General features: G+C 51.5%; 11 protein-coding genes. 9 read left to right on the top strand and 2 right to left on the bottom strand.

Annotated features, from left to right (window positions below; all coding sequences use genetic code 11):
* Nucleotides 1-630 precede the first annotated feature (630 nt).
* The 3 genes from LOK74_RS24070 (at nucleotide 631) to LOK74_RS12220 (ending at nucleotide 3,822) form a co-directional block, all read left to right on the top strand.
* Nucleotides 631-762 (top strand): hypothetical protein, encoded by a 132-nt coding sequence (locus LOK74_RS24070; protein WP_255679450.1) that lies wholly within the window; start codon nucleotides 631-633, stop codon nucleotides 760-762.
* Between the two features lie 442 nt (nucleotides 763-1,204).
* The gene (locus LOK74_RS12225; RefSeq protein ID WP_230042326.1) at nucleotides 1,205-2,572 is read left to right on the top strand and encodes a coproporphyrinogen-III oxidase family protein; all 1,368 of its coding nucleotides are present in this window, start codon (nucleotides 1,205-1,207) and stop codon (nucleotides 2,570-2,572) included.
* Nucleotides 2,573-2,574: 2 nt separating this feature from the next.
* Nucleotides 2,575-3,822: an MFS transporter gene (locus LOK74_RS12220; RefSeq protein ID WP_230046871.1), complete on the top strand. Its 1,248-nt coding sequence runs from the start codon at nucleotides 2,575-2,577 to the stop codon at nucleotides 3,820-3,822.
* Nucleotides 3,823-3,986: 164 nt separating this feature from the next.
* Here LOK74_RS12220 and LOK74_RS12215 read toward each other — a convergent pair whose 3' ends face one another.
* Nucleotides 3,987-4,475: a DinB family protein gene (locus LOK74_RS12215; RefSeq protein WP_230046870.1), complete on the bottom strand. Its 489-nt coding sequence runs from the start codon at nucleotides 4,473-4,475 to the stop codon at nucleotides 3,987-3,989.
* 178 nt (nucleotides 4,476-4,653) lie between these two features.
* Nucleotides 4,654-5,319, bottom strand: coding sequence for a VOC family protein (locus LOK74_RS12210; RefSeq protein ID WP_230046869.1), 666 nt, complete (start codon nucleotides 5,317-5,319; stop codon nucleotides 4,654-4,656).
* A 192-nt stretch (nucleotides 5,320-5,511) separates the two neighbouring features.
* Here LOK74_RS12210 and lepA point away from each other — a divergent pair, with 192 nt between their 5' ends.
* The 6 genes from lepA to dnaJ all read left to right on the top strand — a co-directional run bounded on the left by lepA (nucleotide 5,512) and on the right by dnaJ (nucleotide 13,584).
* On the top strand, nucleotides 5,512-7,329 hold the full coding sequence (gene lepA, locus LOK74_RS12205; protein WP_230046868.1) for a translation elongation factor 4: 1,818 nt from the start codon (nucleotides 5,512-5,514) through the stop codon (nucleotides 7,327-7,329).
* Nucleotides 7,330-7,406: 77 nt separating this feature from the next.
* Nucleotides 7,407-8,552 carry a radical SAM family heme chaperone HemW gene (gene hemW / locus LOK74_RS12200; protein WP_230046867.1) on the top strand — a complete coding sequence of 382 codons (1,146 nt, stop codon included), beginning with the start codon at nucleotides 7,407-7,409 and terminating at the stop codon, nucleotides 8,550-8,552.
* A gap of 125 nt (nucleotides 8,553-8,677) precedes the next feature.
* Nucleotides 8,678-9,709 carry a heat-inducible transcriptional repressor HrcA gene (hrcA, locus tag LOK74_RS12195; RefSeq protein WP_230046866.1) on the top strand — a complete coding sequence of 344 codons (1,032 nt, stop codon included), beginning with the start codon at nucleotides 8,678-8,680 and terminating at the stop codon, nucleotides 9,707-9,709.
* A 65-nt stretch (nucleotides 9,710-9,774) separates the two neighbouring features.
* A complete protein-coding gene (gene grpE / locus LOK74_RS12190; RefSeq protein ID WP_230046865.1) occupies nucleotides 9,775-10,368 on the top strand; it encodes a nucleotide exchange factor GrpE in 594 nt (197 codons plus the stop codon).
* Nucleotides 10,369-10,407: 39 nt separating this feature from the next.
* The gene (dnaK, locus tag LOK74_RS12185) at nucleotides 10,408-12,246 is read left to right on the top strand and encodes a molecular chaperone DnaK (RefSeq protein WP_230046864.1); all 1,839 of its coding nucleotides are present in this window, start codon (nucleotides 10,408-10,410) and stop codon (nucleotides 12,244-12,246) included.
* Between the two features lie 219 nt (nucleotides 12,247-12,465).
* Nucleotides 12,466-13,584, top strand: coding sequence for a molecular chaperone DnaJ (dnaJ, locus tag LOK74_RS12180; RefSeq protein WP_230046863.1), 1,119 nt, complete (start codon nucleotides 12,466-12,468; stop codon nucleotides 13,582-13,584).
* The last annotated feature ends 25 nt before the right edge of the window (nucleotides 13,585-13,609 follow it).

Below are 13,609 nucleotides of genomic sequence, written 5' to 3'. Positions count from 1 at the left end.
TTGATTCTACTACAACACCAAAGTGTTGTAAAGGTTTCATTTCCAAATTATTAAAAATTTTCCTAATGTAGATAACAAAAAGCGTTGGAACATTCGTGCAAGGAGGTGAGTACCGTCTTGGCTGTCAGACCTATTTCTTGCACTAACTGTGAGGGGGTGATCATGTGGACAGTTTACTGGTGGTCTTTTTCTACACAGCCCCATTTGTATCCGTAGTGTTTTTCGTGCGACTGGTCTCGATGCTGAAAAAGTTAAGAAGCAGCGAAGAGATACCTTCAAGCGATACGTTTTGGTTAACTTTTATGTTTACCTGGCTGGTCGTTTCAGTAGTATGGACTGCTGGGCTTAAATAGCGAATCAGCCTCACATCTAAGGAATATCTCGGCCTGTAGACAGGGCTTCAAATGGAACCAGGTCAACAGGATTTTTTACTCTTTTCCTTGATTAGAGTCTTGGGTGGTGGGTTTTAAAATGTTTTCTCTTTTCGGGAAAGTGTGAAGCGCACAAAGACGACCACCTGGGGGATCTTTTGAGCAAGTACAACGAAAATTCCCACACAGAAAGAGTTTGGTACGCTGTTATTTCTGTAGCACGAACACTTTACTGCATCATGGCTTGTATGTGGTAGACATGGGACGGACATATGATGCGTACATAGGGAATGGAAAGCCGTATGGCGATCTTCCAAGAAGGGTGGAGCACAACCAAACGATCGACGACCTGCACGCCCGCAATCAGGCCAAGGCAGAGCAGGGGGACTAAAGAACTGGGGCTATCCCACACGTAGACAAAATCTACTTGGGGTAGCCCCTCTTCATATGCTTTGATGGCTGCAAGCTACCAACACCATACTATCGCCCGTCTGCTACCCCCTCTCTTAACAACAAGAGAATTTGGGATTTTTGTACTATTTTAGGATTATTTAGATAAAGAGGCAGGTAATTATCTATAAATGTAGAATATTCAAACAATAAGCAGGGGATCAGCAGGTTATAAGTGATTCGATCCCTCATTTGTAGCCCTGCTTGTGGCAGAGCAGACGAATCGCTGCTTTGCTGAAAAAACGGTGAAAGGAGGGAGTGCACATGAGACAAGTGAATGAATGGGTAGCTCTGTAAAAAGGTCTAGGGGTTTATCTTTTGTCGATGGGGGCTGGCTACCAGCCCTCATCGCAAAGAAACTGGTTAGAAGGAGTGAGGGTGTAATGAATTTCGATCGGATGAGCGCTTATTATCCGGTTCAGCCGTTGCTGTGGAACTTTCTCTATCCATTCTTCGGAGAGGGAAGTCATGAAAGAGCACAGGAGCGAGTAAAGGCTTATATCGTCGATTCACCCACCAAGATTCAACCAGGAAAAAATGCAATTTACCTGCATATCCCCTTTTGCGATACAATATGTTCTTTCTGTCCGTTCATCAAATCGACCAAATATGAACCGATAATCGGGCAATATGTCGATATGTTGATTCGTGAGATGGAAATGATAGCATCTTCACCGGTTGTCCAGTCCTTAACCTTTGATGTCGTATTTGTCGGGGGAGGCAGTCCATCCGTATTGACGCCAGATTTAATTGCAAAGCTTAGCGCAGCGATCAAGCGAAACTTTACTTTGGCTGAAGATTACGAGTGGACGTTCGAATGTGAGGCCAAGTCTGCCGACGAAGAACGAGTTGCCGCCATGGTAGAGGGCGGTGCGAACCGGGGCAGTTTTGGCGTACAAACCATGAATCAACACTATCGGAAGATGTTTAACCTGACAGCCAGCTATGATGAGATTTATCAGACGGTAGAGACGATGGGGCGTTATTTCCAAGCGTATAATCTGGACCTGCTTTATCACCTGCCTGGCCAATCGATGGAAGAACTAATGCTGGATCTGAAGCAAGTGATGGCTCTTGGGACGACCAGTATTGATACGTATCCCTTGGAGTATATCGTCTGTGCGAAAGGTTGGTTAGGCAAGATTAACCGGGGCATACTGTCACAGCCGCCTAGTCCGTATGAAAAGATCAAGTACAATCAAACTGTTTACGATTACTTGGAGCAAAGTGGTTGGACACAAAAATACGTGTATACCTTTATGGCGCCGGGTCACCAACAGAAACGATTCAAGTATGGAGAAGTGATCTACGGTGGCTATGAGGATCAGTGTATCGGGTTTGGAACGGGAGCGATTTCGTATATGCAAGGGATCTGCTGGGGAAATGAGGGCGATACGAAAACATACATGCAAAAGCTCGAAGCAGGCGAGCTTGCCGTCTCGCGTGCACGTTCATATCACGCTTATGAAAGAAAATTAGTGTTTTTCCCCAAAACGATGGAGATCAAAAAATCCTACCTAAAAGCTTTTCCCATCAAGGATGAGTTGCTCAACAAGTTAGACACAATGGTAGACCGAGGGATCGTTGTGGAAAACGAGGATACCTATATCCTTCACAGAGAGGCCAGGCCATGGTATCAGGCTTTGCTCGTTGATTTGATTCCCGAATCCGAGCGTCCCTACTATAATCGTGCGGTCAAAAGCATGCAAGAAGAACTGAACTGGTATGAACCAGTTCGTGTGGAGGTTTAACAGTGCAGTCGAAGACACAACCGAGGCTTGGACTGGCCAGGAACCGTAATTTCCTCCTCCTGCTTGCTGGACAAAATTTGTCAGCTTTTGGCGATTGGTTCCGGACCGTCACGACAATTGGACTTGTTTATGTCTGGACGGGGAGTGCAGCCAACCTCAGCTTGTTGTTTATCTCGTCTATCTTTCCTATGGTTGTGGTTTCCTCTTTCCTCGGGCCAGTGATTGACCGTTTTCCTCGTCGCACGTTAATGATCGTTGCCGATTTGGCACGCGTGCTGGTTGGATGCGGGTTTGTCCTCATGATTCCGCTGGAGTCGCCTTACCTGCTCTATCTGCTATTGGCGATCAATGGAGCGTTTTCTGGCTTGTATCTTCCGGCGAGGTCAGCGCTGATACCGGAAGTCATCAAGTCGGATCAACTGCCTCGTGCCAACAGTATCCTCGCCACCAGCTTCAGTGCTGCCATGCTCATTTCCACTGGTTTGGGCGGATTGCTTGCTGATCTGTGGTCAGCCCAGACGATCTATCTTATTGACGCAGCGACGTTTTTGGTTTCTGCTCTCTGTCTGGTTTTTATCAAACCGACCCAACCATCATCCACGGTTAGAGAACGCGTTTCGTATATAGAGCAAGTGCGCGAAGGAATGCAGGAGATCAAAAAATCCCGCAACATACAATGTGCGATCTGGATCTTGATGGCAAGGGAAGCAGCGCTTAGCGTTGTTTATGTCATCTTTAGCCTATACATTTTGCAGGTGGTAAATCAAGGGAATTTTGGCTTAGGCGTCGGTCATACTGCTACTGGAATCGGGCAAATTCTCGGTGGGCTTACGCTCGCGGCCTATTTTAAAAAGCAAAAGTTCACGCCGGAACAATATCGCAAATGGGCAACACTATCGCTGCTGTTGCTTGGTTTCTTCCACACACTGTCGTATCAACTAGGCGATTTTTGGATTTTTTTGCTGCTTGTCGTTGTCGCCAATCTTTGGTACAGCCCGATTGATGTGCTAAGTTCGACCAGCATTATGACCTATGCCAAGCCTGAAGTACAGGGGCGTATTTTTGCCTCCTCACTTGCTCTCTCGCGATCGTTTTACCTGGGCGGATTTATGCTGATGGCGATCATCGGAAACGAGCTTTCTGTTTCCACGATCGCCTGGTGCATGGGTGGATTCCTCCTGTTTGCCAGTCTGCTTCACCACCTGTTATCTGTGAAGATGGTGCAGGTCCGCTCTGATTTGTCTGTCTGAGGAACGTCTCCGCCCAAAAGAAAAGTCCGCCTCGTGTGAGAATGAGTCATAACGAAGGGAGGCAGATACGAAGAGACCCCCTCGCGGTTAGGCGGCGAGCTGACGCCTGCACTCGACTGGCGTCAGCTTATTTCTGATTTGTGGAGTCTGTACCAGTTGCACACTCACTCCTGTTGTTGCGCTGTCTGCCAGATTTGTTCAATTTGCTGCAAATGATGCTGCTCATGTAGAGCAAGAATCTCTGTCAACACCTGCACACTCATCTCTCCTTCCTCCAGATGAACCCCGACGCGTCTCCACACATCTCCTTGAAGCAAGGCCAGCGTCTTCTCCCGATGTTGGCGGTAGGCTTGCAATAGTTCCGTCATCTCCGACAGATTATACTGCTTGTATCCCCGCTGTCGTACATAGGATTCTGGATCATATCCAGGCAAATCAGGTTTCTCCTCATGGCAGACTTTTTCAATCCGTCCTCCCCATACCTCTTCCGTGTCATATAGATGACCTACGATTTCGGCGACGGTCCATTTGCCAGGAGCAATCGATAACTGCCACGCTGATTCGGGAAGTTGACGCAGCAGCTTCTCCAGGCGAGTCATCGTATCCTGCAGGGATAAAATGATTTGATCGGGACGGAGATTTTGCAGCTCCACAGTCCGTATCACCCTTTCGTATTTCTTTATGGATGAAGTTTCCGTTAGTCGTGCTCGTTCTTATATCATTTCGAGCAAATGGGGGATATTTCCTGCTTTTTCTCGGTCGTCAAGGATTTGGATGCGTTGACAAGTCAGATCCATCTCCAAGGCTTTATCTGTACACAAAAAGGACGGATTACTCCGTCCCTTGTCCTTGCTCGAACAGTATCCCGTTTGGATCCAGATAGGCAAATCCGTACTCGTCTGCCGATTCTACCCGCAAACTGGCGTTTCGCAGTGGAAACGAAGCCGCAGTAGAGATAGACTGCAAGGACATTCCTGAGATGCCGAAGATTTTTTCCAGAATGGCCACATCTGCAGTATAGCTAGTGGTACGAATGAAAGTAGCTTGCGGATAACCGACGGGAGTTAGGCGAGGCTTTTCATACTGGATAAACCATGGTAGGTGCGGGAAGGTGCCGATGAGACGGAAGCGGATGGTCTCACCAGACGGATCGGTTATCTCTTGCGTTGGCGGTTCCACTACTGGATACTCCTCCCGTTTGAGGATCCCCTTTACCCGATCCAATTCATCCGTCTCCAGCATCAAAGCGTTGAAGCCGTCCCCGCGTGTACGCAAGCGTTCGGCAAGGGCCTGACCGCCTTTTGATTGTGGTAGCAGCGACTCATCGGAAACATAGGCTATCTCCAGAACACCACCACCGGCCAACGGGTATGTACGTGTTGACACACCGGGATAGGATAAACCGCTTGCAGCCAGTGCAAATCCTCGGGATGTAAGCTGTTGATGCCGTTCTTCAGGATGATTGGTCACGTAGACCAAGCGATCTAACTGAAACATCTCATCTCTCCTTTTGCGTCTATCGCCATCCTTTGATCCTCATGCCTAGCCTATCACATCCGGCAGCGGGTGGCGAGTCTTCGCAAGCCTGTTGCCGGTATTCAGTCGGTTTGCTATAATATCCGTTAGTGCTTTTTTTGATTTAGGATCGTTGACAGTTTTCCACTTTACGTGGGAGGGACGAAAAAACATATGGATCGCCTGGAAAGACAGAAAAAAATTCGCAACTTCTCCATTATCGCACACATCGACCACGGCAAATCTACGCTTGCAGACCGCATTCTGGAATTGACCGGGGCCCTCACGGAACGCGAGATGGAAGCCCAGTTTTTGGACACGATGGACTTGGAACGGGAACGCGGCATCACGATCAAGCTAAACGCCGTCCGTTTGACATACAAGGCCAACGACGGGGAGGAGTATATTCTCCATTTAATCGATACACCCGGTCACGTCGACTTTACCTACGAGGTCTCCCGCAGTCTGGCTGCCTGTGAAGGAGCCCTGCTGGTCGTCGATGCTGCGCAGGGGATCGAGGCACAAACGCTGGCCAACGTATATCTGGCGCTTGACAACGATTTGGAAATCATACCGGTCATCAACAAAATTGACCTTCCAAGCGCAGAACCGGAACGGATCAAGCGGGAGATCGAGGATGTGATCGGCCTTGATGCCAGTGAAGCGTGTCTGGTCTCCGCCAAAGCGGGCATCGGCATTCAGGAAGTACTGGAAGAAGTGGTCAAGAAAGTACCGGCGCCTAGCGGCGATCCGGATGCTCCGCTTCAGGCCCTAATCTTTGACTCGTACTTTGACTCCTACCGTGGTGTCATTGCTTCCGTGCGTGTTGTCAACGGTACGCTGCGCAAAGGGATGAAAATCCGGATGATGGCTACCAACAAGACATACGAAGTAACGGAAGTAGGCACGTCAACGCCGCGTCAGACTCCAGTCGAGGAATTGACCGTAGGAGACGTAGGCTATGTGGCAGCTTCGATCAAGACGGTGGGCGATACCCGTGTCGGGGATACCATCACTGATGCAAGTCGCCCGGCGGCGCAGCCGCTCCCTGGATATCGCAGGATCAACCCGATGGTGTTCTGTGGTTTGTACCCGATTGACACCAGTGACTACAACGATCTGCGCGATGCGCTGGAAAAGCTGCAGCTCAACGACGCCTCGCTGCAGTACGAGCCGGAGACGTCACAGGCGTTGGGCTTTGGTTTCCGCTGTGGATTTCTCGGACTTTTGCACATGGAAATCATCCAGGAGCGGATTGAGCGTGAGTTCAAAATCGATCTGATCACGACCGCGCCGAGCGTGATCTACCGGATCACCCTAACCAACGGAACCGTCATCGAAATCGACAATCCTTCCAAGATGCCGGAGATACAGAAGATCGAACAGATTGAAGAACCGTATGTCAAAGCGACGATTATGGTGCCGAAGGATTACGTCGGCGATGTGATGCAGCTCTGTCAGGGCAAGCGTGGCGACTTCCTCGACATGCAGTACCTCGGGGAAAATCGCGTACAGCTTACCTATGATATGCCGCTTTCCGAAATCGTCTATGATTTCTTTGATTTGCTAAAGTCCGGTACCAGAGGGTACGCTTCCTTTGATTACGAGATGGCTGGCTACAAACCGTCCAAGCTGGTAAAAGTGGACATTCTGCTCAATGGCGAAGTAGTGGACGCCCTTTCTTTCATCGTCCACAGAGACACCGCTTATGCCCGCGGCAAAGTGATTTGCGAGAAGCTGAAAGAACTAATTCCTCGTCAGCATTTTGAGGTGCCGATTCAGGCGGCGATCGGACATAAGATCATCGCCCGCGAGACGATCAGCGCGATGCGCAAGAACGTCCTGGCCAAGTGTTACGGCGGTGACGTGTCACGGAAGCGGAAGCTGTTGGAGAAGCAGAAGGAAGGGAAAAAGCGGATGAAAGCGGTCGGATCGGTGGAAGTGCCGCAGGAAGCATTTATGGCCGTACTCCGCATGGATAACAAAAAATAGGATGAAATACGACCTGACGGCCGATCTGTCAGGTCGTCCGTGTTTCTGCTGCAAGGGAAAAGAAGGAGGGAGAGTCTGTGCCACCGCGTTCTGTTTATATCCACATTCCCTTTTGTACCAACAAGTGTTACTACTGTGATTTCAATTCGTTTGTGACCAACAATCCGCAGCTGATCTGGGATTATCTGTACGCGCTGGAGCGGGAGATGGAGCGAACCTTTTCCGCCTTAGCGCCGCAGCAGGTGGAAACCATCTTTGTAGGGGGTGGTACCCCTACCTTTCTCGACCGGGACCAGATGCACTTTTTCCTCGAAACGGTGCAGAAACACCTCGGCTCAAAACTGACCTCCTCGTACGAGTTTTCTATGGAAGCAAATCCCGGGACGACGGATCATGACAAGCTGACGGTCATGCGTGCCTTCGGAGTAAACCGACTCAGCTTCGGGGCTCAGTCCTTTGACGATCGCCTGTTGAAACGGCTGGGCCGCATCCACAGTGCCGATGAGGTGCGCCGAAGTGTGGAGACGGCGCTAATGGCCGGGTTTGACAACATCTCGATTGATCTGATGTTCGGCCTGCCGGAGCAGACCCTTGCTGATTTTGAACGTTCGATTGGACATGCACTTGCGCTTCCGCTCAGCCATCTTTCTGCATACAGTTTAAAAGTGGAGGAGAATACACTCTTCCATACACTCTATCAGAAAGAGCAACTGCCGCTGCCAAGCGAAGAGGACGAACTGGCGATGTATCTGATGCTGATCGACAGGATGGAACAAAACGGCTTGATGATGTACGAGATCAGCAACTTTGCCAAACCGGGGCGGGAGAGCCGGCATAATCAGACGTACTGGCTAAACGAGGAATACTATGGGATCGGCGCCGGCGCGCATGGCTACGTACAGGGCCGCCGCCATGTCAATGCAGGGCCGCTCGCCGTATACATGCAGATGGCGGCCGACGGCCTGCCAAGGGTGGAGGAGTATGCCGTGGAGGCAGAAGAGGCCATGGAAAACGAAATGATTCTCGGACTTCGCCTCAGACGTGGTGTCGACCTGGAACGGTTTGCGCATCGGTACGGACGGACGGTTCAACAGGAGTTCGGCGAGGTGGTCAGTCGGCAGAAAGAAAAAGGGATGCTTGAAGAGTCGGAGGGATACCTGCGATTAACCAGACAAGCGCTGCCGGTCGGCAACGAGGTGTTTATGCAGTTTTTGAGAGACTGACAGACAGAGACGCAAACCATGGAAATGTACTTTCCCGGAAGTTGACAAATATGCTGTCACTTGATACCTTAATAGTATGTTTTAGCACTCGTTAACTTTGAGTGCTAACAAAGGGGGCGTAGAACATGCTGTCAGACCGTCAGAGATTTATCTTGAATGCGATTGTGGACAACTACATTCGTTCCGCTGAACCAGTTGGTTCCCGGACGATTTCCAAGCGCGAAGGCCTTGGGATCAGTTCCGCTACGATCCGCAACGAGATGGCTGATCTGGAGGAACTGGGCTATCTGGAGCAGCCGCACACCTCTGCGGGACGCGTCCCTTCTACGAAAGGGTATCGGTTTTATGTCGACAACCTGGTAAAACCGCAGCATTTGAGCGAAGAAGAGCTGGTCAACCTGAAGCAGCTCTTTGCCGATCGCATTACGCACGTGGAACAGGTCATCGAGCATACAGCTTCCATCCTCTCCCAAGTGACGAACTACACTTCGATTGTGTTGGGGCCGGAGATTTTTGAACACCGGCTCAAGCATATCCAGATCGTTCCGCTTAACGATCAGCAGGCGGTGGCGATCATCGTTACCCATACCGGACGCGTAGAAAACACACTGCTCGATCTGCCGGCTGGCATACCCGCTGCCGAGATTGAAAAACTGGTCAACATCCTGAACAGCAAACTGCAGGATGTCCCGCTTTGGCAGCTGCGTCAGCGCCTGTACCGGGAGGTTGCATCCGAGATGCGCCGCCATGTCGAGCCGTACGAAGAGATGTTGGTTACGATTGAAAATGCGTTTAAAAGTGAAAGCGCGGACCGCATCTTCCTGCACGGACGGGCCAAGATCATCAACCAGCCCGAATTCCGGGACGTCGAAAAGGTGAGGGATTTATTCGAGCTGCTTGAGCAGAACGATCAACTGATGCAGTTGTTCAACACGCAAGAGACCGGACTGATGATCCGCATCGGTCAGGAGAACAGTATGGATGTCATGAAAAACTGCAGCATTGTGACCACTTCCTACTACCTCGACGGAAAGCCGGTTGGTACGGTTGGCATTCTTGGACCGACGCGTTTGGAGTACGCAAAAGTGATCGCGGTGCTCGACTACCTGGCAATCGGATTGTCGCGCATACTAACAGACAGGTTTGAAGGAAGATAGTTGTACAGCGGACGTTTCGGTCCGCTTACATAGAAGAGAGACCGCGGGATTTAGGAGGGTTATCATTGAGTGAAGAAAAGCCAGTTGTAGAGGAACGGGACGAGAATAAGGAAGCGGAAGCTGCTGCCGAGGAACAGTCTGCGGGCGAGCAGCGGGTTGCAGGTGAGCAGGCAGGCAGCGAGCGTGGAGAAGGGGCATCCGGGCAGGAGCCCGATCAGGCAACTGATTACAAAGCCCTTGCTGAAGAGTATGAGAGCCGCATGCTGCGGGCCCTTGCCGATATGGAGAACATGCGCCGCCGCTTCCGCAAGGAGCAGGAGGATCTGGCAAAGTACGCGTCACAAAAAGTGATTGAAGCGATGCTCCCGGCTCTTGACAACTTTGAACGTGCGCTGGAAGCAGATACGGAGACGCTGACTGTCGATTCGCTTCTGCAAGGCGTACAGATGGTGTACCGCCAGATCCAACAGGTCTTTGAACAGGAGGGGCTTGCACCGATCGAAGCGCAGGGCAAGCCATTTGACCCCAATGTACACCAGGCGGTGATGCAGGTAGAAGACAGCAGCCTCGAGTCTGGCGTTGTCGTCGAGGAACTGCAAAAAGGCTACCAGTTTAAAGACCGGGTACTGCGCCCGGCGATGGTCAAAGTGAACAGATAATCAAAGCGAAACCGAGAAGATTGAAGGAGGAATTGAAACATGGGTCGCGTAATCGGAATTGACCTAGGAACGACTAACTCTTGTGTGGCAGTGATGGAAGGTGGCGAACCGATCGTCATTGCCAACGCGGAAGGAAATCGGACCACTCCCTCAGTGGTGGCGTTTAAGAACGGCGAGCGAATCGTCGGGGAAGCGGCGAAGCGCCAGGCAATCACCAATCCGGACAATACGGTCATCTCCATCAAACGTTGGATGGGGGCTGATCATAAAGTAACGTTGGAAGGAAAAGAGTACACACCGCAGGAAGTTTCGGCGATGATTCTGCAAAAACTGAAAGCCGACGCTGAAGCCTATCTCGGTGAAACCGTGACGCAGGCGGTGATTACCGTACCTGCCTACTTTAACGATAGCCAGCGCCAGGCTACCAAAGATGCCGGTAAGATTGCCGGATTGGAAGTGCTGCGGATTGTCAACGAGCCGACCGCTGCCGCTCTGGCTTACGGGATCGAAAAGAACGAGGATCAGACCGTCCTGGTGTACGACCTAGGTGGTGGTACCTTTGACGTGTCGATTCTGGAGCTGTCCGAAGGCTTCTTTGAAGTAAAAGCGACGTCAGGCGACAACAAGCTGGGCGGAGATGACTTCGACCAGGTCATTATCGACTATCTGGTCAGCGAGTTTAAAAAGGAACACGGTATTGACCTGTCGCAGGACCGCATGGCGTTGCAGCGCTTGAAAGACGCAGCCGAAAAGGCGAAAAAAGACCTCTCCGGCGTGCTGACAACGACGATCTCCCTGCCGTTTATCACGGCGGATGCAACCGGACCCAAGCACTTGGAAGTGAATCTGACTCGTGCCAAGTTTGAAGAACTTTCCGCCCCCCTGGTTGAGCGGACGATGGGGCCGACCCGTCAGGCGCTTCAAGACGCCGGTCTGACGCCAAACGAAATCGACCGCGTGATCCTCGTAGGGGGTTCCACTCGGATTCCGGCCGTGCAAGAAGCGATTAAGAAATATACTGGTAAAGAACCGCACAAAGGTGTGAATCCGGACGAAGTGGTTGCCCTTGGTGCAGCTGTGCAGGCCGGCGTATTGACCGGTGATGTGAAAGATGTCGTGCTGCTCGATGTTACGCCGCTTTCGCTGGGGATTGAGACACTCGGCGGTGTATTTACCAAGCTGATCGATCGCAACACGACAATCCCGACGAGCAAGTCTCAGGTATTCTCTACTGCTGCCGACAACCAGACCTCTGTTGAGATTCACGTCCTGCAGGGTGAGCGGCCAATGGCGGCAGACAACAAGACATTGGGCCGCTTCCAGTTGACGGATATCCCACCCGCACCGCGCGGCGTGCCGCAGATCGAAGTCAGCTTTGACATCGACGCCAACGGGATTGTCAATGTCCGGGCCAAAGATCTGGGTACGGGCAAGGAACAGCGGATCACGATCACTTCCAACTCCGGCTTGTCTGACGAGGAAATCGACCGCATGGTGAAGGAAGCCGAATTAAATGCGGAAGAGGACAAAAAACGGAAGGAAGAAGTGGAAACTCGCAACGAAGCCGACCAGCTTGTCTTCACTGCGGAGAAGACCCTGAAAGACCTGGAAGGGAAAGTGGAGCAGGGCGAGATCGACAAAGCCAACGAGGCGAAAGAAAAACTGAAGAAAGCGCTCGAAGGAAACAACCTCGAAGAGATCAAGAGCGCCAAAGAAGAATTGTCTCAGATCGTCCAGCAGCTTTCCGTGAAGCTGTATGAGCAAGCAGCGCAGGCAGCTCAGGCCGCGCAAGGCGCACAGGCTGGGGAAGCGGGGCAAGGCGAGAAGAAAGAAAACGTAGTAGACGCTGACTACGAAGTTGTTGACGACAAGAAGTAAGCAAACGCGGTGTGAGAAGTCAAAGTCAGGTTTTGTGACTTTGACTTTTTTTACGAGAAATGGTCGGCGAAAGAACCGACCAACATGAAGGGGAATCTTGCAGATTCCAGACCGTTGTTTTGTGTCGGCGCTGCCGGCGAGACAAGGTCTCGTTGAAGCTTTGGCGACAGCGTGCTATAGTTAACTTTGACTGTTTGGGATACGGGAGTGATTGTAGGAATGAAGCGGGACTACTATGAGGTGCTTGGCGTTGGCCAGGACGCCAACACAGAGGATATTAAAAAGGCGTACCGCAAGTTGGCTCGCCAGTACCACCCCGATGTAAACAAGGAGCCAGACGCTGCCGAGAAGTTTAAAGAAGTAAAGGAAGCGTACGACGTTCTCTCCGATCCGCAGAAAAAGGCGCAGTACGACCGCTATGGCCATCAGGACCCCAATCAGGGCTTTGGCGGGTTTGACGCGTCCGGCATGGGCGGTTTTGGCGATATCTTTGACATGTTTTTTGGCGGTGGACGTCGTAGCAATCCCAATGCGCCACGCAAAGGGGCTGATCTGCAGTACAGCATGCGGATCGAGTTTACCGATGCGGTGTTTGGCAAGGAGACCGACATTGAAATCCCGAAAGAAGTGGAGTGCGGCACCTGCCATGGTTCGGGTGCCAAACCGGGGACAAAAGTGGAAACCTGCCGTACCTGTGGCGGAAGCGGTCAGGAAGAAGTGGTCGCCAATACACCGTTTGGGCGGATCGTCAATCGGCGTGTTTGTCACACCTGCGGCGGTAAAGGCAAGATGGTGAAGGAAAAGTGTCCGGAATGCCGCGGTCACGGTCGTGTGAAAGTACGCCGCAAGATCCATCTGAACATTCCCGCCGGTGTGGACGACGGTGCCCAACTGCGCGTCTCCGGTGAAGGCGAGTCAGGTGTCAACGGAGGGCCTCCAGGCGATTTGTACGTTGTCTTGCACGTAAAACCGCACGAGTTTTTCGAGCGGGAAGGAAATGACATCTACTGTCAGGTGCCGATTCATTTTGCGCAGGCTGTGCTGGGAGACGAGATCGAGGTGCCAACCGTGGACGGACGGGTTAAGTTAAAGATTCCGGCGGGTACGCAAACAGAGACGTATTTCCGCCTGCGGGGCAAAGGAGTGCCGTTTTTGCGCGGAAATGGCAGAGGGGACCAGCATGTCAGGGTCCGGGTGATCACACCGAAGAAACTGACGGAACGACAAAAAGAACTGCTGCGTGAGTTTGCCGGGATGGACGGGGAAACACCTCAAGAAGTTCCCACGTCGGATGAAGGCTTTTTCGACAAGATGAAGCGGGCGTTTCGGGGCGAATAACAGGAATTTTAAACAAGCCTGAGGA

This window comes from Brevibacillus humidisoli, assembly GCF_020923435.1.
Taxonomy (GTDB): Bacteria; Bacillota; Bacilli; order Brevibacillales; family Brevibacillaceae; genus Brevibacillus_E; species Brevibacillus_E humidisoli.
The sequence above is the reverse complement of the archived record's forward strand: the minus strand, read 5'-3'. Positions and strand labels throughout refer to the sequence as shown.